Here is an 18,436-nt window from a genome sequence, read left to right as displayed (position 1 = left end):
GCCTCCCCCTATCTGGAGGAGGCCGCCTGTGCATGCTTCCCCGCCCGGAACGCGGATACGTTGCGGTTATGATCCCCCAGGGTTGTCGCAAAGTCGTGGCCACCATGTCCGTTCGCCACGAAATATAGCTGGTTTCCCTGTGCCGGATGGGCCGCAGCCTCCAGTGCCGCAGCGCCTGGTGAACAGATCGGTTCTGGCGGAAGCCCTGCAATCACATATGTATTATAGGCCGTCGGCTGCATGAGGTCGGCATGGGACAAGGCATGACCCAAAGGTCCCGCGCCCTGATTAAGGCCATAGACCACAGTCGGATCGGACTGTAGCCGCATGCCCTGATGCAGGCGGTTCAGGAACACGCGCGCCACGATTGGCCGTTCAGCCGGATTTCCCGTTTCCCGCTCGATCATGGATGCCAGCACCAGCAGGTCATGACGGTTCATGATGGCGGCATCCACTTCCCGCCCTTCCCATGCCTGATCCAGCGCGCGATCCATGGCGCGCTGCATGCGGGTCAGCATCTGCGCGCGCGGCATGCCCCATTCGTAATCATAGGTCAGCGGCATGACCGATCCCTCGGCCGGGAATGGAAAACTGCCATCCATATAGGACGCGTGTTCAAGCAGATTGGCAATCTGGATGGCGGACAGGCCTTCGGGCACCGTCAGTTTATGCACCACCGGTTTGCCATGCCGCAGCACGAACAGCACCTGCTGTATGGAAGCATGGGCGGGAAAAACCAGTTCGGCAGCATGAAAGGCCCCATCCACACGGGTCAGGGCGGTTGCGGTCTCATACACCTTGCGTGTCAGCAGGCCGGTATCCACCACGCCTGCCTGCTGCAATGTCAGCAGCACCTGTTCCGTGCCACCATGCGGGATCACAACCGTGCGCTGTTCAGTCAGGGGGCCGGGGGCTTCGTAATGCCGCATCCCCATGAAGGCGGTACCCAGAGCAGACAGGACCAGCAACAGAAAAACCAGTCCAAGTGCAGCCAGAACCCTGCGCACGCCCTCTCCTTACCCTGTTCCTGAAATGAAAAGGGCGCCCGCAGGCGCCCCGGTCTCACACGCCGCGCAGGATCACGCTGGCATTGGTCCCGCCAAACCCGAAACTGTTGGACAGGATCGTATCGATCTTGCGTTCCTGTGCCGTATGCGCAATCCGGTCGATCACGCTTTCACGCGACGGGTTGTCCAGATTGAGCGTAGGCGGCGCCACGTTATCGCGAATGGCCAGGATGGAATAGATCGCTTCCACCGCGCCCGCAGCCCCCAACAGGTGGCCGGTGGCGGATTTGGTGGAGGACATGGCCAGCTTGCGCGCGTCATCACCGAACAGACGTTCAACCGCATCCAGTTCCAGATCATCGGCCATGGTGGATGTGCCATGGGCATTGACATACTGGATGTCAGCAGGGGTCAGGCCCGCGCTGCGCATGGCGTTCTGCATGGCGCGGAAGGCACCTTCATGCCCTGCGGCGGGTGCGGTGATGTGGTGCGCATCGCCAGACATGCCGTAACCGATGACCTCGGCATAGATCTTGGCCCCACGCGCCTTGGCGTGTTCGTATTCTTCCAGCACCACGATACCGGCGCCTTCACCCATCACGAAACCGTCGCGGTCACGGTCCCATGGGCGGGATGCCTTTTCGGGGGTATCATTGAAATGGGTGGACAGGGCCTTGGCGGAACAGAACCCCGCGATGCCCAGCGGGCACACGGCGGCTTCGGCCCCACCGGCAACCATGACGTCCGCATCACCCAGCATGATCATGCGGGCGGCGTCGCCAATGGCATGCACGCCGGTAGCGCAGGCCGTGACAACCGAATGGTTCGGTCCCTTGAATCCGTATTTGATCGAGACATGCCCCGAGACCAGATTGATCAGGGCGGACGGGATGAAGAAGGGCGACAGGCGACGGGCCCGTCCTTCCTTCACCGTCACCGATGCCTCGTAAATGGTCTGGAGGCCACCGATACCCGCACCGATCATGACACCGGTACGGCAGCGGTCTTCTTCCGATTCCGGCTTCCAGCCCGAATCCTCGACCGCCTCGGTCGCCGCCACAAGACCAAGATGGATGAAGCGATCCATCTTTTTCTGGTCCTTGACGGGTATCCAGTCCGAAAGGGTCAGGCCGCCACTTTCCGTCGGCCCCGCGGGCACTTCACCCGCAACCTGTGCCGGCAGGTCGGACGCGTCGAACGAAGAAATGCGGCCAAAGCCATTTTCCCCGGCCACAAGACGTGACCAGTTACGCTCCACACCCAGTCCCAGTGGGCTGACAATGCCCATACCGGTTACGACAACGCGCCGTTGTCCAGACGTTAATCCGGTAGACTGCATCAACCCGTCCTGCTCCTGAAAGTAACGATACCTGACTGAATTCGTGTAAATATGATCGGAAACAGACCGATCAGGCAGCTTTCTGCTTTTCGATGTAGTCGATCGCGTCCTTCACGGTCGTGATCTTCTCGGCTGCGTCTTCGGGGATCTCGACGCTGAAAGCTTCCTCGAACGCCATGACCAGTTCAACCGTGTCCAGGCTGTCGGCGCCCAGATCATCGATGAAGGAGGCGTCGGGGGTGACCTTGCTTTCGTCCACACCAAGGTGCTCGACTACGATCTTCTTAACCTTATCGGCGATTTCGCTCATCTGTCTCTGCTTCCTGTCTGCCCCTGAAAGAAACGGGCGGTTCGAAACGTGTTCGTCCTGTAACGTCCCTGCAAACCAGTGTTTCACACCAGCCCGCTTCGGACGAAGCTGCGGGCGATTAGCACGGTTTTGATGCAATCGCCAAGGCGGCGAATGCATTTCCTGTCTGCTCACCCCGCAATTAAGGGGACAGCGCGACCGTCAGGACTATCTTTTTTGTCACTTCCGGCCTGCTGTCCAGCAAAATATCACATCTGTCAGACCATCGCCATGCCGCCATTGACATGGATCGTGGCCCCGGTGATCCACCCGGCCTCGTCTGAAGCAAGGTATACCACGGCCGGGGCGATGTCAGCGGGCTGGCCCATGCGGCCGAGGGGAATGGATCCGACCAGCTTTTCTTTCTGCGCATCCGGCAGGACATCGGTCATGGCGGTCTGCACGAAGCCCGGGGCCACGGTGTTGACGGTCACGCCCCGGCTGCCCGCTTCCTGCGCCAGCGACTTGCCCATGCCGATCATGCCGGCCTTGGCTGCGGCATAATTCGCCTGCCCCGCATTGCCCGTCACCCCCACGACGGAGGCAATGTTGACAATCCGCCCCGCCCTGCGGCGCAGCATGCCCTTCAGGGCTGCGCGACACAGGCGGAAGGGGGCGGCCAGATCAACGTCCAGCACGCGGCTCCAGTCCTCGTCCTTCATCCGAATCGCAAGCGTGTCACGTGTCAGCCCGGCGTTATTGACCAGGATGGCGAGTGGCGCACCGGCCTTTTCCTCGGCACTGGCGACCAGCGCGTCAGCCGCCGCCGCATCCGACAGGTCGGCGGCGCAGACATGCAGCCGCTCCGCGCCACCTTCCGCGCCGATGGACGCCGCCACGTCCTCCAGCACCGCCTGCCGGGTGCCCGACAGCACCACGACCGCACCCTGCGCATGCAGCGCACGCGCGATCTCGCGCCCGATTCCACCCGATGCCCCGGTAACCAGAGCAACCTTTCCGTCCAGCCTGAACATGACCTGTCCGTTCCCTTCGGTATCCATCAACTCAACATGATCCCACGACCAAAGCCGTGGGACAGACGCATTTTTTTCAGCGCGCGGCCAGATAGGCCTCGATATCGGCCGGGGTTCCGACCGAACGGGTGGCCACATCGCCATTGATGCGCTTCACCAGCCCCGCCAGAACCTTGCCCGAGCCGATTTCGACAAAACTGTCGATGCCCATGCCCACCATGGCGTCCACGCTTTCACGCCAGCGCACTGTGCCGGTCACCTGGCGCACCAGCAGGTCACGGATCGTGGCCGGATCGGTAACCTTGGCCGCCGTGACATTGGCCACCACCGGCACGACCGGGGCCTTGATGTCCGTATCGGCAAGGGCTGCGCGCATTTCCTCGGCTGCAGGGGCCATCATCGAACAATGGAACGGGGCGGAAACCGGCAGCTTGAGCGCCCGCTTGACGCCCTGCGCCTTGGCAAGTGCGATCACACGGTCAATTGCCGCCGTCTCGCCCGCCACGACCACCTGCCCGCCGCCATTGTCGTTGGCGACTTCCAGCACCTGCGTGTGGGTCCTGCCCGCCTTGTCGGTAAAGGTCGCGGCTTCCGCGCACAGGCTGGCGGCGCGTTCCATGTCCATGCCCACGCCAATCAGGGCCGCCATGCCGCCCATACCCGGCGGCACGGCCCGCTGCATGGCGTTGCCACGCAGGCGCAGCAGGCGGGCCGTCTGGGCGACACCCAGCGCGCCAGCCGCCGCAAGGGCCGAATATTCACCCAGCGAATGCCCGGCCACCAGCGCCACGTCACGCTTCAGATCCACGCCCCCTTCACGCTCCAGCACGCGCAGCACGGCCAGCGAGACCGCCATCAACGCGGGCTGGGCATTGTCGGTGCGGGTCAGGTCCTCCATCGGGCCTTCAAACATGAGCTGCGAGAGGTGCTGGTCCAGTGCGTCATCCACTTCCTGGAACACTTCCCGCGCAGGGGCGAATGCCTCGGCCAGATCGCGTCCCATTCCAACAGACTGACTTCCCTGACCGGGGAAAACAAAGGCTTGCACAGGCATGACTTCCATCCACACTCATGTTGTTTTTTCGGTTCAACCGCGTGATGCGGGTTGCGGCAGGCAGTGTCAATCACCATCCCGCCCTGCGCGCAGGCGGTACCATGCCAGCAGCAGCGCGTCCCATGGCAGCGCCGCCCCTTCACGCAGGCGCCAGAACCAGCGCCGGCCCAACCGCTGCGCGGCGGGCGCATCTGGCGGGGGCACGCGCACCACCCGCCAGCCCATCATGCGCATGAGCAGCAGGCAGCGCGGCAGGTGGTAGGCACTGCTGGCCACCGCAACCGGCCCCGCATACCCCCGTCGCCGCAACAGCCCCGTGCACCGGATGACGGAGGCGAGCGTATCCGGTGCCGTACCCTCCACCATGATGGCATCGGACGGGACGCCTCTGGCACGCAGCATATCGGTCATGACATCCGCTTCCCGCAGCCCGGATGGCAACGAGGGGCCGCCGGTGGGCACATACACCACAGCCCCCCGGCGCATGCCAAAAGCATGCGCCGCAGCCACACGCAGGCGCAGCGTGCGCGTGGGCGTGCCGTCAGGTTTAAGTTTCGCGCCGAATATGACGACCGGCAGGCCGTCCCCCCACGCCTGTCCCGCCATGATCAGCGCGGCGCGCGCAGCAGCACCCGGTTCAGCGATTCCAGCGTGGTGAAGACCTGTTCCCAGACCTTTGCAAACCGGCTGGCGGACAGGCCGCGCGTTTCCATGATCGCGCCGATTTCACCCACCGTGCGTTCCCCGTCGATCAGGGGCAGGATGCCGCGCGTCTGCGGCGGCACGGCAATCGCGACCTGCAACGTGCCAAAGGCGAAGGGCAGCCGGTCATCGCCACCGATCATGCGGGCAAGCTCGATTCCGGGGATTTCACGCATGATGGGCACGGCATCCGCCGCCATGGGGTCGGCTCGGTCCACAGGTTCGCTGGTCCGGCGCACATAGGCGACATGGGTAGCCATGTTGCCCGCCACGTCTTCCGCCACGGCCTGCCGCGCGCGTTCGGGCAGGGCCGCGATCCGTTCGCGCAGGCGCGGGTCGGGCAGCAGCAGGGCGGGATCGTAACGCGCCGGTTCCATCAGGCACGCGGCACCCAGCCCCGCACGGTCCAGCAGCCCATGGAAGGCGGTGATGTCATACGCCCGGTCACGCGGGTTGAGCAGCAGGTCATACAGCCCCGCGTCGCCACCGGTCAGGTGATCGCCAAAATTGCCATTCTGCCGCAGCCACGCCGTAGCGGGCAGGTGCCGCATGACCCGGCGGGCCACGTCCAGCCGCTGTTTTGGTGCATCCGCCACCGGGGCCAGCCGCTCCAGCGCGTCCTGCAGCATGTAAACGCCCGTGCGCCCATAGGGGGCATAGACCATGAGGCCCATCCCCCCGCCGGGGGCCAGCACGCCCTCCAGCGCCGCAAGCCCCGCATCGGGGTCTGGCAGATGATGCAGCACGCCACAGCAGTCGATATAGTCGAACGGGCCGGACGCGACCGTAGCAAGATCGGTCAGGTCACCACGCACGAAGCGCATGTTTTCCAGACCACGCACCTGTGCCCGCGCCCGCGCCGTTTCCAGCGCCACGGGGGAACGGTCAAGGCACAGCACTTCCCCCGCCCGTCCCGCGCGCGCCATGTGGGTGGCCAGCATGATCGCGCCATCGCCCGTGCCACACCCGGCCACCAGCACCCGCAACGGCAGCGATTGCGGCCGGGTGGCCCCGAAGACCCAGTAATCGATTTCGCGCAGGTGGCTGGGGCTGCCGATCAGCAGGCGGCCCTTTTCCTCACGCGGGTCGCGGGCGGGATAGGGATACTGCTCGTACTGGGCCTGAAGTCCCGCATCACGTGCATCATGGGCGGGCGGGGCGTCAGTTTCATGCTGGCTCATGACAGGGGCCTCAGCGCGGCAGCAGCTTGCCGCGCTGCCATGCCTCGGCCGCTTCGTCAGCACTCATGCCATCAAAGCGCATGGCGTGGTCCAGCGCGCTGACCACCTTGTTGCCCAGCGTCAGTTCGTCAAGTTCATCCAGCAGATCCTGGTCCATGTCCGCGCGCATGGCGGAACGCAGCAGGATACGCGCGTCCTGTTCAGTCCCGAATGCACCCTTCGGGTCATCCAGCTGTACCAGGCGCTGCCCGTAATGCAGGAAGGACGGCTGCCATGTCGGGATGATTTCGGGCAGGCCACCGGCAAGGACATGGGCCGCGTGATCATATGCCTGCGCATCGGGACGGCTGGCAATCGTGTAGCCTGCTTCCGTCAGGTTGTAGGCCGCGACAACCTGGCGCACGCGGTCAATGATGGAGTCCGGTGTCACGATCTCACGGCCGACGGGGCAGCCCTCACCCGCCAGCTGGGCTACTGACGTAATGCCGGTCGCCGCCGCTTCGGGCACGCACCAGCCAAAGGCCGGGCGGTACAGCTGGCCAAACGCCTCCATGCCCAGGTCGGGGGCCAGGAAGGCGGCATCCACATCCGGCAACCATGCGGACACAAACAGGTCCACATCGCCACGGCGCATGTGTTCCACCATTTCGGCACGGGCGGCCACGACATATTCGATTTCAAGTTCATAGGCTTCCAGAACGCGCGCCACTGCCGCCGCCGATGCCTGCTGCAGGGTGTTGTCCAGATGACCCAGGGTCACGGTTGTCATGTAATCTTACTCCTTGGTGGGGCTTATCCGGCCTGTCAGCCCTGCTGCTGGGGAACACGCAGGCGGCCGGTCTGGACCGGGGCCTTGTGCTGGGGGTGCGCGGAAGGCACGGCATAATCGAACACCAGGGTGCTGATGATGAAGGGTGCCGCGAATTTCTTGAAGGCTTCATGCGCGGGATCGAAATAGGCCGGGTCGGTCACGACGGGACGGCCGACATAGTAATTGCGGTCCCCTTCGGAACGGAACGTGATGATGAAGGCCTGCTGCAGCCCCTCGTCCAGTCCTTCGCCACTCATCTGCGCCCCCGTCTCGATGGAGGCGATGACAGGGCTGCCATCATTGCGCCGGGAGATCTGGCGCAGCGCCATGAAGCGGCGGACGACCTCCGCGCGCTGCTCATCGGTAATGACGGGCAGGAATCGGAACATGACGATATGCCGCACCATGCCCCGGTGGAAACCGGGGGAGGTGAAATTCACCAGCCCGACCTGTGATGCGATCAGCCGTTCGGCATGGGCGGCATCGCTGATCTGGGCTTCGGGCGGGGTATCCGTCCCTGCCGTGACGGGGGTGGCGGGCGCATCCGCCCGCGCCACGCCCGCCAGCGCAAGGCAGCCTGCCGCCACAAGGGCAAGATACCGCGTCTTCATGTCCCGAGCCTTCATTCTGTCTGTCTTCATTCCTGTCTGTGGGTGGATGCCGGTCAGGCCGCCATGACACGCGCGAATTTGCGCTGCCGCATCATGAGGAGGTGATACACCCCCCGCGCGATCAGCGCATGCAGCCGCCCGTGTGGTGTCCACCCGATTGTCTTGAGGATCATGCCCGTCACCCGCATGGCATGCCGGGGCTGGTAAAAGCGCAGCGCGCGCGACATGTAGGCCGCGATGCAGCGCCGGTGATCATAGGGCACGGTGCTGGGTTCATTGGTGGAATGGAAGGCGGAGGCCAGTTCGTCATCCTCGCTTTCCGTCACCCGCCCCAGGGCGATGCGCGTGCGCTGCCATACCCCCAGGTGCTCACGCTTCAGATAGCGGTGCATATGGTCATAGAACAGCTTGAAATGGCGGTATTCATCCGCCGCGACCTGCCGACATATCGCCTTGAGCACAGGTTCGTCCGTGGCGTCCGCCAGTGCGGTATAGAATGAGGAGGTACCCGTTTCCACCATGCAGCGCGCGATCAGTTCCCCCGTGCGCGACCCGCGGATGGAGGCATCCACATCCAGGTCCAGCCGGTAGGACCGCCGGTACCGATCGAACGCCGCCATATAATCCCATGACGGGTCCGCCAGCATGGCCCACCGGCCCAGGGCGTCGCCATGCTGCACCTCCTCCTGCGCCCAGTTGTCCGCCGCCTTGCTGAAATCAGGATCATCGGCGAAAACATTCTTCAGGTAACAGGCATAATCCAGGCCGTTGCGTTCAACGACCGATGCAGCCTTGACCAACGGGACAATGTCAGGGTCCACACGTCGCGGATCGAAACGGTCCCAGTCCATCTGTTCAATGCGCCAGTGTTTCATCGCTACCTGTCTTCTGCATTTTCTCCATGACGGCGCGCCGCGCGTGCCACTGCTGGAGACGACATGACACATGTTTCATGTTTACGCCAATCCCGCATCCATCCCACCCCTGTCATTCCGGGGCCATATCGTGCTAGGGGCGTAGCCCGACACCGCCAATAAGAACGACAGATTGGGTCGCCAAATGAATATTCACGAATATCAGGCAAAGGCGCTTCTGCGCTCCTACGGCATGCCCGTGCCTGAAGGACGTGCCGCCACCACCGCCGCGGAAGCCGTTGATGCCGCCCGTGCCCTGAACGCGCCGGTCACGGTGGTCAAGGCACAGATCCACGCGGGTGGGCGCGGCGCCGGGCATTTCGCGGGGAAGCCCGAAGGCAGGGGCGGCGTGCGCCTGGCCCGCAGCACGGACGAAGTCAGCAATGCAGCAGGCGCCATGCTGGGTGAAGTGCTGGTCACGAAGCAGACCGGCCCCATGGGGCGCCTTGTGCGCACGCTATATGTCGAATCCGGCTGCGACATTGCGCGTGAGCTGTATTGTTCCATGCTGGTCGATCGCGGCACGGGCCAGATCGTCATTGTGGCATCCCCCGACGGCGGTATGGAAATCGAGGAGGTGGCGGCCCGCACGCCTGAACGCATCCTCAAGGAATATATCGACCCGGCAAAGGGGCTGTGTGATTACCAGTCACGCGACCTTGCCGTACGCCTTGGCCTGACGGGGCGCGAGATCAGAGCGTTCCAGAACGTCGTGCGTTCCGCCTACAACGCCTTTACCGGCCTGGATGCCGCGATCGTGGAAATCAACCCGCTGGTCGTGACCGGGTCGGGCGACCTGCTGGCGCTGGACGCCAAGATGTCGTTTGATGAAAACGCGCTGTTCCGCCATCCCGAACTGGCAAAGCTGCGTGACGTGCACGAAGAAGACCCGCGTGAGCGCGAAGCCGCCGAATACGGGCTGGCCTATGTCGGTCTGGACGGCAACATCGGCTGCATGGTCAACGGCGCGGGCCTGGCGATGGCGACGATGGACATCATCAAGATGGAAGGTGAGGAGCCTGCCAACTTCCTTGATGTCGGTGGTGGCGCATCCAAGGAACGGGTGGCGGCCGCCTTCCGCATCCTGATCGGTGATCCCAAGGTGCGCGGCATCCTGGTCAACATCTTCGGTGGCATCATGCGCTGCGACGTGATCGCGGAGGCCATCATCGCCGCGTCGCACGAAACCGGGCTGAGCGTGCCGCTGGTCGTGCGCCTTGCAGGCACGAATGTCGAACGCGGCAAGGCGCTGCTGGCTGAATCCGGCCTGACGATCATCCCCGCCGATGATCTGGGCGACGCCGCCCGCAAGATCGTATCCGCCGTCCGTAATGCGGGAGCCTGAGTGAATGTCCATTCTTGTCAACCAGTCCACCAAGGTGATCACGCAGGGCTTTACCGGCGCGCAGGGCACCTTCCACACCGAACAGGCCATTGCCTACGGCACCCGCATGGTCGGCGGCGTCACACCGGGCAAGGGCGGCAGCCTGCACCTTGGCCTGCCGGTATTCGATACCGTCCTACAGGCGCGTGAAGCCACGGGGGCCGATGCCTCGGTCATCTACGTGCCGCCCGCGGGTGCTGCGGATGCGATCCTTGAAGCCATCGCCGCCGGCATCCCGCTGATCGTGTGCATCACCGAAGGCATCCCGGTGCAGGACATGGTGCGCGTGCGTGCCGCCCTTGAACGCTCCGACAGCCTGCTGATCGGCCCGAACTGTCCCGGCATCATCACGCCTGATGAATGCAAGATCGGCATCATGCCCGGCCCGATCCACCGCCGTGGCCATGTGGGCATCGTCTCGCGCTCGGGCACCCTGACCTATGAAGCGGTGGCCCAGACATCGGCCATCGGACAGGGACAGAGCACCTGCGTCGGCATTGGCGGCGATCCGGTCAAGGGCATGGACTTTACCGATGTGCTTGAACGCATGATCGCCGACCCGGACACGCATTCCATCGTCATGATCGGTGAAATTGGAGGCACCTCCGAAATCGATGGCGCCGAACTGATCCGCGCCAGCGGCACGCGCAAGCCGGTAGTGGGCTTCATCGCAGGCGCAACAGCGCCGCCGGGGCGCCGCATGGGCCATGCCGGCGCGGTGATTACCGGCGGGCACGAGACCGCCAGCGCCAAGATCGAGGCGCTGCGCGAAGCGGGCATCCATGTCGCCCCCAGCCCGGCCGAACTGGGCACGACACTGGCCCGCGTGCTGGGCTGATCCCTGCTTCCGGCGATGGCCCCATAACAATAAAAGTGTGGTCATCGCCGGTTTTGTATGGCACAGCCGAGAACGTTTTCCACCTGACACCAGAGGATCCAGACCGATGCCCGATGGGAGCAGCCCGGACACCCTGTCCATGCACGCCGGGGCCACCAGCCTGCCCCCCATAAGGACAGACTGGACCCGTGACGAAGTCGCGGCCCTTATGGCGCTGCCCTTCCCGGATCTGATCTATCGCGCGCAGACGGTGCATCGCGCCCGTTTCGATCCCACGGAAATGCAGATTTCCACCCTGCTGTCGATCAAGACCGGCGGTTGCCCCGAGGACTGCGCCTATTGCCCGCAGAGCGCCAGGCATGAAGATGGCGGCGTGCAGGCCAGCCGCCTTATGGCGGTTGAAGAAGTGCTGAAGGAAGCCCGCGCCGCCAAGGCCGCGGGTGCCGCGCGCTTCTGCATGGGGGCCGCGTGGCGCAGCCCCAAGGAACATGACCTGGAGACCGTGTGCGCCATGGTCGAGGGCGTGAAGGCGCTGGGGCTGGAAAGCTGTGTGACGCTGGGCATGCTCGACAACCATCAGGCGCATAAGCTCAAGGATGCAGGGCTGGATTACTACAACCACAACATTGATACATCGCCCGAATATTATGGCGACATCATTTCCACCCGCACATTCCAGGACCGGCTGGATACGCTGGAAAACGTGCGCGATGCCGGGATCAATGTCTGCTGTGGCGGCATTGTCGGCATGGGAGAGGACACCACGGACCGCGCGGGCATGATCGCGACGCTGGCCAGCCTGCCCCGCCACCCTGAAAGCGTGCCGATCAACATGCTGGTGCGCGTGGAAGGCACCCCGCTGGCTGACAGGGCCGCAGCTGTTGACCCGATCGAATTCGTGCGCACCATTGCCGCCGCCCGCATCACCATGCCCGCCAGCCGCGTGCGTCTTGCCGCGGGCCGCGAGGACATGAGCGATGAAGCCCAGACGCTGTGCTTCCTTGCTGGCGCCAATTCCATTTTCTATGGCGAACGCCTGCTGACCACGCCCAATCCGGCAGCGCTGCGTGACCGGCAGTTGCTTGACCGGCTGGGCATGCATACATCACACAAACAGGGCTGAACCCGACGCAGCCGGGCGCGGGACCGGCTGGGGCAGTTCCCACGCGTGGTGCCCTTTCCGGCCGCGTGCATTACGAAATCTGGAACATGTCCTATACCGTAAAGGAAATCTTCCCCACCCTGCAGGGTGAGGGCGCGCAGGCAGGCCGTACGGCGGTATTCTGCCGGTTTGCGGGGTGCAACCTGTGGTCGGGGCTGGAACGCGACCGTGACCGGGCCACCTGCCGGTTCTGTGATACGGATTTCATCGGCACCGATGGCCCCGGTGGCGGTCGCTTTGTTGATGCGGAGCAGTTGGCCGACGCCATTGCGGCCCAGTGGCCGGGCCCAGACAGAAAAGCTGCCTTTGTCGTCTTTACCGGCGGTGAACCCCTGTTGCAGCTGGATGATGCGCTGGTGACCGCAATTCATGCGCACGGCTTTGAAATCGCGGTGGAAACCAACGGCACCCTGCCCGCGCCGGACGGGATCGACTGGATATGCGTCAGCCCCAAGGCGGGGGCGGAACTGGTCCAGACTCATGGACATGAACTGAAGCTGGTCTATCCGCAGCCGGATCTGCTGCCCGATCAGGTGGCCGGGCTTGATTTCCAGCAGTTCTGGCTCCAGCCGATGGACAATGCCAATCGCGTCCGCAACACTGCCGATGCGGTCACGTATTGCATGCACCACCCGCAATGGCGGCTGTCATTGCAGACCCACAAGCTGATCGGGATACCCTGACATGCGCGCTCCCCCTCCCCCATCCCATCCTGAAAACGAAGCTGCCCTGGTCCTGTTTTCCGGCGGTCAGGATTCAGCCACCTGCCTTGCATGGGCGCTGGCGCGTTTTGGCCGGGTGGAAACGCTTGGTTTCGATTATGGGCAGCGCCATGCGGTTGAACTGGAATGCCGCGCAACCCTGCGTGACGGGATGGCTACGGAAAACGCCCTGTGGGCCCAGCGTCTGGGCGCGGACCATACGCTCGACCTTGCCGCCCTTGGCACGGTATCGGACACGGCGCTGACGCGTGAAGCCGAAATCACGATGAATGAAAACGGCCTGCCCAACACATTCGTGCCCGGTCGCAACCTGATTTTCCTGACCTTTGCAGCAGCCCTGGCCGCGCGGCGCAACATCCGCCATATCGTGACCGGCGTGTGCGAGACGGATTATTCCGGCTACCCTGACTGCCGCGATGATACGATCAAGTCCCTGCAGGTGACGCTCAACCTCGGCATGGATGCCCATTACGTGCTGCACACGCCATTGATGTGGATCGACAAGGCGCAGACATGGGAACTGGCCCACCAGTTGGGTGGGGACACGCTTGTCCGCCTGATCAACCGCGAAAGCCATAGCTGCTACATGGGTACACGCGGCACCCTGCATGCATGGGGACATGGCTGCGGCACCTGCCCCGCCTGCCAGTTGCGCAAGGCGGGATGGGCGCAGTACGTAGCGGCACGCCAGCATGTTTGAACTGGTTTTCACCCGGCGCTTTTCCATGGCGCACCGGCTGCTGGCGGGCGAGAGCGAACGCTGCGCCCTGCCCCATGGCCATAACGAATATATCCGCGCCCACCTGCGCGCCACGAACCCCACGGCACTGGATGGCCACACCAACATGGTCATGCCCTTCCAGCGGGCAAAGGGTGTCTGGCATGGCTTTATCGACAACCATGTCGATCATGCCCTGCAACTGGCGGAAGACGATCCGCTGCTTGCGTGGTTTGCCCGGAACGAGCCACGGCGTGCGCGGCGCATACTGGTCACACCCGGCGATCCCACGACCGAACTGCTGGCCTGCCTGCTCATGGCCAAGCTGAACGCCTTTCTTGCCGCCGATGGCGGGGTACTGGCCTGTGCCAGCATCGAAATCGAGGAAACACCCACCAACACGGTCCGTTACAGTGGCGACCCGCTAGCGGTCCTGCCTCAGCCCCGTCCCGCCCCGCAGTGCTGGTGGCGGCGGGCAGATACGACCATTTCCGATACCTGATTACCCTTCTGCCCCGAAAGGCCCCGTCTTTTTCATGTCTGCACTCGCCCGTTACCGTCAGGAATGGTTCGGCAACATCACACGTGACACACTGGCCGGCATGGTCGGCACGTTTGCGCTGATTCCCGAAGTCATTGCATTTTCCTTTGTCGCGGGGGTCGATCCCGCCGTCGGACTTTATGCGTCCTTTGTCATAAGCGTGGTGATTGCCTTTACCGGCGGCAGGCCGGGCATGATATCCGGGGCGGCCGGGTCGGTCGCACTGGTTGCCGCCGCCCTGGTGCGCGCCCATGGGGTGCAGTACCTTCTGGCCGCGACCCTGCTGTGCGGGGTGTTGCAGGTGGTGTTCGGCATCCTGCGCCTGCATGTGCTGATGCGCTATGTCTCGCGTCCGGTGCGGACCGGCTTCGTCAATGCGCTGGCCATCCTGATCTTTTCGGCGCAGGTCCCGCATATGCTGCATGTGACATGGCATACCTATGCCATGATCGCGCTGGGGCTGGTGATCATCTATACCCTGCCCCGGCTTTTTTCCGCCATCCCGTCGCCCCTGATCTGCATTGTTGTGCTGACCGTGGTGTCGATCCTGTGCCCCATGCCGTTGCATACGGTGGCCGACCTTGGTCGCCTGCCCGACAGCCTGCCGCATCTGGTCTGGCCCGCCGTGCCGTTCTCGCTTGATACATTCAACATCATCGCCCCCTATGCGCTGGCCATGGCCAGCGTGGGCGTGCTGGAATCCATGATGACGGCCCGCGTGGTGGATGACCTGACGGAAACCCACAGCAGCAAGCGGCAGGAATGCATGGGGCTGGGCATTGCCAATATCGCGGTCGGCCTGTTTGGCGGGATCGCGGGCTGCGGCATGATCGGACAGACGGTGGGCAACCTGCGCTATGGCGGACGGGGGCGACTGTCCACGTTCGTGGCGGGTGCCTTCCTGCTGCTGCTTATGGTGGCGCTGCGCCCATGGGTGGCGCAGGTGCCGGTGGCGGCCCTTGTGGCAATCATGATCATGGTTTCGGCCAGTACGTTTTCATGGTCGTCGCTGCGTGACCTTGTCCATCATCCGCGCACGACCAGTGTCATCATGCTGGCGACGGTGGCGGTTGTCGTGGGCACGCATGATCTTGCAGCAGGTGTTGCCGTGGGCGTACTGCTGAACGGACTGTTCTTCGCGTTTCAGGTTTCCAGCATGCTGTCGGTCAGCAATACGCTTTCGGCTGATGGCCAGACACGGACCTATATCGTGAACGGGCAGGTCTTCTTTGCCTCATCCGACGGTTTTGCCGATGCGTTCGATCTGCATGATACGGCCCGCCATGTCACGATCGACCTGACCCATGCCCATATATGGGACATGACGGCGGCCGGCATGCTGGAAGAACTGATTGGCAAGATGGAGGCACAGGGCATGGACGTGCAACTGATCGGCCTGAATGGCGCCAGCACCCGACTTCTGGCCCAGCATACGCGGTTGCAGGCTGGATAACCGGACCTCAACAATCTGTCGGGGAAAGAATAAACGCTTTTGGGTGCCGCCTTTTTTCAAAAAAGGCGGCATTTTTTTGAAGCTTTTGACTAATTAACCGATACACGCAACGGATGCGCCTGCCGGGTAAATGACCCCTACTTTTTCTTTACCGTTGTCGTAGTCACGGGCAGGGCAAAAGGATCTGCGGCCGTTGCCGTGCCCGCCTGCTTTGCCCAGCGATCGGCGGCGGTCTTGTCACCCGCCTGTCGCGCGCTCTGGCTGGCACGGGCGTAAAGCTGGGCAGCCACCTGTGTATTGCCCGCCTTGTCGGCCGCACGCGCGGCAACCCCAAGGGCACGGGCCATGTCACGGTAATCCACCTGCGTCTGGCGAATGGTCGCCGCCTGCATCGCGTCCTGCATGGCGGTCTGCGTGCTGCCACCCGTGGCCAGCAGGTTCCGGGCGGCAATTTCCTTTGCATCTGCCGTCCAGCCATCCGGCAGCTTTCCGGTCAGGTTGGCAAAATAGGCATCAACGGAGGCCAGTGTAGCCTGATCCCCGCTGTCATCGGCAATCAGGCCGCGGATCAGCTGGGCTTTCTCGACAATATCGGTGTCCTGCGCGCCTGCAGCGCGTGATGCGGCAGCAGCGGCTTCGGTATCCTGGCCCAGCCGGTGCAGCGCGCCCGCCTGAACCAGATCCAGACCGGCATCATCTCCCGTCTGGCCGCGCATCGCCAGGGCCGAACGCGTCGCGGTCACTGTGGACAGCGCATCCTGCGACTTGCCCTCGTCCAGTTGCACCGTCGCCAGGTTGTAACCCGCATCGCCGATGGCCGTGACATCATCGCGCGCGATGGCACGCTGACCTGCGGCCCGGTACTGCTGTTCCGCCACTGAGAGGCGTTCAAGCCCCACGGCATCCTTCGCGGTATCCATGTCCTGCGACAGGGTGGTGTCACCCGGCTGGGTAACCGCCTGCCCCCCGCCGCCACATCCCGCCAGCGCAAGGGCAACGCCAAGGGCCACGTGTTCCTTTTTCATGCTCATGGCTGCACCTTCTGCGCCGGGAGGCGGGCATGGGCATGCTTTGCCGCCTTGTTGCCATTACCGCCCAGTATCCACAGTCCGCGCATCTGATCGACCAGCTTCTGCAGGCTGGTAGCGGTTGTCTGCGCCTGCACCAGAAGTACCGGCAGCTGCTGGCTGGCATCCTGCAGGTTATGGGTGATGGCCGGTGTCGCGTTGCTCAGGTCACCCGTGGCCTTCTGCACGTTGGTCATGCTTGCACTCGCCTTGTCCATGACACCCGCAAGCTGTTTTTCGATCGGTGTCAGCTGTGAAACGGTGGCATTAAGGCTGGTGATCATCTGTTCAGCCTGCCGGATCAGGTCATCATTGGTCATGAGACGCCCGATGGAGCCCTTGCCTGCATGCATGTCCGTAATGGTGGCATCCAGCGTCGCCATCATGTGCTGGGCATTGTCCAGAACCGGAATGACACGATCACGGATGTCACTGAAGGTCTGGGTAATGGTGTCAGCCGGGTTGGGGGCGTTTGTGGCGCTCAGCACCGCATAGCTCCAGTCCAGCTTTTCCGCCGTCCCGCGTGAGATGTCGATGTAGCTGGCACCAGCCACCACGAAACGCTTGCGGATGATGGCCGTGCTGTCACGACGGATATAGGGTTCGATGTCGGGATCGATTTCGGCAATGGCGTACATGCCCCCCGATGGATTGATCCGCACACGCCGCACGGTGCCCGCATGGATGCCCATGACCTCCAGGTCGTCACCAACGGACAGGCCGCTGACCCCGTTTTCCGGCAGCACGATCCGCAACCTGCCCGCAGGCGTCAGCCAGTCACGCAGCACGCCTGCCTCGATCACCGCGCCAAGCAGGATGACAAGGGCCACAAGGACAAGGATCCCCACCCATTCATCGGCGTAACGGACACGCACAAGCTGCCGGATTCCGTCTGACTGTTGTTTCTGGACCATTACACCACCCGCATGGGAAAAAGACCTTCGTCAAGAAGGCGCATGTGGATATTCACCGCCTTGCGATACTCATGCCACGCCGCCGCGGAACGGACGAACCATAACACGCCACAGCCACGATCCCGCGCCGTGGTCATCATTTCAAAAAACGGCAGGATATTCTCCTCTGGCAGCGTGTCGGATATATCCTCCAGCACCAGCAGATCCGGCCGCCCCATAAACGCGCGCACACAGGCCGCCCGCGCCAGATCCGCGCCCGACAGCCGGTCGGGCGCGGATGTTGGCAGGCCGGGAAAACCAAACCGGTTCCCCAGTTCAGTGGCACGCAGGACCACGTTATCAAACGGGTCCGTGGTATGGTACAGGTGCGGCAGCATGATGTTGAGATGCGTGCCAAACAGGTTGAGCCAGCTGCTGCTGCGCGAAATGCGGCCAATCCGCCCCCGCAGCGCATTGAGCTGCCGGTCGCGCAGCGCAGCCCAGTCCAGCCCCATGAACCTGATAGTACCCTGCGTCAGGGACACCATGCCGGAACACAGGTCGGCAAACATCGCAGCCCGTTCAAAGTCACGGCAATCAACCACCGCGCATTCACCGGGCATGATGCGCAGGTTGTAGGGCGCGGGCATGAGGCCGGTTTCCTCGAACGACGGCACGACGTTACGCAGTTCCAGCAGGGGTGCGTTGGCTGTCAT

General features: G+C 63.5%; 20 protein-coding genes. 7 read left to right on the top strand and 13 right to left on the bottom strand.

Annotated features, from left to right (window positions below):
• Positions 1-8: 8 nt before the first annotated feature.
• From mltG to F1542_RS00170, 10 genes are all read right to left on the bottom strand, one after another.
• Positions 9-1,007: an endolytic transglycosylase MltG gene (gene mltG, locus F1542_RS00215; protein WP_193731242.1), complete on the bottom strand. Its 999-nt coding sequence runs from the start codon at positions 1,005-1,007 to the stop codon at positions 9-11.
• Positions 1,008-1,062: 55 nt separating this feature from the next.
• A complete protein-coding gene (gene fabF, locus F1542_RS00210) occupies positions 1,063-2,346 on the bottom strand; it encodes a beta-ketoacyl-ACP synthase II (RefSeq protein WP_193731255.1) in 1,284 nt (427 codons plus the stop codon).
• Positions 2,347-2,416: 70 nt separating this feature from the next.
• The gene (locus tag F1542_RS00205) at positions 2,417-2,656 is read right to left on the bottom strand and encodes an acyl carrier protein (protein WP_003618476.1); all 240 of its coding nucleotides are present in this window, start codon (positions 2,654-2,656) and stop codon (positions 2,417-2,419) included.
• A 257-nt stretch (positions 2,657-2,913) separates the two neighbouring features.
• A complete protein-coding gene (gene fabG / locus F1542_RS00200) occupies positions 2,914-3,669 on the bottom strand; it encodes a 3-oxoacyl-[acyl-carrier-protein] reductase (RefSeq protein ID WP_193731254.1) in 756 nt (251 codons plus the stop codon).
• A gap of 76 nt (positions 3,670-3,745) precedes the next feature.
• A complete protein-coding gene (gene fabD, locus F1542_RS00195; protein ID WP_193731241.1) occupies positions 3,746-4,732 on the bottom strand; it encodes an ACP S-malonyltransferase in 987 nt (328 codons plus the stop codon).
• Positions 4,733-4,789: 57 nt separating this feature from the next.
• Positions 4,790-5,329, bottom strand: coding sequence for a YdcF family protein (locus tag F1542_RS00190; RefSeq protein ID WP_193731240.1), 540 nt, complete (start codon positions 5,327-5,329; stop codon positions 4,790-4,792).
• Between the two features lie 2 nt (positions 5,330-5,331).
• On the bottom strand, positions 5,332-6,606 hold the full coding sequence (locus tag F1542_RS00185; protein ID WP_193731239.1) for a bifunctional 2-polyprenyl-6-hydroxyphenol methylase/3-demethylubiquinol 3-O-methyltransferase UbiG: 1,275 nt from the start codon (positions 6,604-6,606) through the stop codon (positions 5,332-5,334).
• A 10-nt stretch (positions 6,607-6,616) separates the two neighbouring features.
• Entirely contained in the window at positions 6,617-7,375 is a 759-nt protein-coding gene (locus F1542_RS00180; RefSeq protein ID WP_193731238.1) for a glycine betaine ABC transporter substrate-binding protein, read from the bottom strand.
• 35 nt (positions 7,376-7,410) lie between these two features.
• Complete coding sequence (locus tag F1542_RS00175) at positions 7,411-8,028, bottom strand: Dabb family protein (RefSeq protein ID WP_193731237.1); 618 nt, start codon at positions 8,026-8,028, stop codon at positions 7,411-7,413.
• 53 nt (positions 8,029-8,081) lie between these two features.
• On the bottom strand, positions 8,082-8,903 hold the full coding sequence (locus F1542_RS00170; RefSeq protein WP_193731236.1) for an acyl-ACP desaturase: 822 nt from the start codon (positions 8,901-8,903) through the stop codon (positions 8,082-8,084).
• Between the two features lie 184 nt (positions 8,904-9,087).
• Between F1542_RS00170 and sucC the strand changes: the two genes are divergently transcribed.
• From sucC to F1542_RS00135, 7 genes are all read left to right on the top strand, one after another.
• Positions 9,088-10,287, top strand: coding sequence for an ADP-forming succinate--CoA ligase subunit beta (sucC, locus tag F1542_RS00165; protein ID WP_193731235.1), 1,200 nt, complete (start codon positions 9,088-9,090; stop codon positions 10,285-10,287).
• Positions 10,288-10,291: 4 nt separating this feature from the next.
• On the top strand, positions 10,292-11,164 hold the full coding sequence (sucD, locus tag F1542_RS00160; RefSeq protein ID WP_193731234.1) for a succinate--CoA ligase subunit alpha: 873 nt from the start codon (positions 10,292-10,294) through the stop codon (positions 11,162-11,164).
• 106 nt (positions 11,165-11,270) lie between these two features.
• Complete coding sequence (gene bioB / locus F1542_RS00155) at positions 11,271-12,287, top strand: biotin synthase BioB (protein WP_193731233.1); 1,017 nt, start codon at positions 11,271-11,273, stop codon at positions 12,285-12,287.
• A gap of 86 nt (positions 12,288-12,373) precedes the next feature.
• The gene (queE, locus tag F1542_RS00150; protein ID WP_193731232.1) at positions 12,374-13,009 is read left to right on the top strand and encodes a 7-carboxy-7-deazaguanine synthase; all 636 of its coding nucleotides are present in this window, start codon (positions 12,374-12,376) and stop codon (positions 13,007-13,009) included.
• Position 13,010: 1 nt separating this feature from the next.
• Positions 13,011-13,748 (top strand): 7-cyano-7-deazaguanine synthase QueC, encoded by a 738-nt coding sequence (queC, locus tag F1542_RS00145; protein WP_193731231.1) that lies wholly within the window; start codon positions 13,011-13,013, stop codon positions 13,746-13,748.
• Positions 13,741-14,268 (top strand): 6-carboxytetrahydropterin synthase, encoded by a 528-nt coding sequence (locus F1542_RS00140; RefSeq protein ID WP_193731230.1) that lies wholly within the window; start codon positions 13,741-13,743, stop codon positions 14,266-14,268. Before queC ends, F1542_RS00140 begins: the two co-directional genes overlap by 8 nt.
• A gap of 34 nt (positions 14,269-14,302) precedes the next feature.
• A complete protein-coding gene (locus tag F1542_RS00135; protein WP_193731229.1) occupies positions 14,303-15,760 on the top strand; it encodes a SulP family inorganic anion transporter in 1,458 nt (485 codons plus the stop codon).
• 137 nt (positions 15,761-15,897) lie between these two features.
• On the opposite strand, the gene F1542_RS00130 is transcribed toward F1542_RS00135, so the two are convergent.
• From F1542_RS00130 to F1542_RS00120, 3 genes are read right to left on the bottom strand one after another with little or no spacing between them, the layout of a single operon-like run.
• Positions 15,898-16,791, bottom strand: coding sequence for a hypothetical protein (locus F1542_RS00130; RefSeq protein WP_193731228.1), 894 nt, complete (start codon positions 16,789-16,791; stop codon positions 15,898-15,900).
• Positions 16,788-17,741, bottom strand: a complete 954-nt coding sequence (locus F1542_RS00125; protein WP_193731227.1) for an MlaD family protein — start codon at positions 17,739-17,741, stop codon at positions 16,788-16,790. Before F1542_RS00125 ends, F1542_RS00130 begins: the two co-directional genes overlap by 4 nt.
• Positions 17,741-18,436, bottom strand: coding sequence for an ABC transporter ATP-binding protein (locus tag F1542_RS00120; protein ID WP_193731226.1), 696 nt, complete (start codon positions 18,434-18,436; stop codon positions 17,741-17,743). The genes F1542_RS00125 and F1542_RS00120 overlap by 1 nt, the downstream gene beginning before the upstream one ends.

Origin of the sequence: Komagataeibacter sp. FXV3 (assembly GCF_015155755.1) — a bacterium.
Classification (GTDB): Bacteria; Pseudomonadota; Alphaproteobacteria; order Acetobacterales; family Acetobacteraceae; genus Komagataeibacter.
The sequence above is the reverse complement of the archived record's forward strand: the minus strand, read 5'-3'. Positions and strand labels throughout refer to the sequence as shown.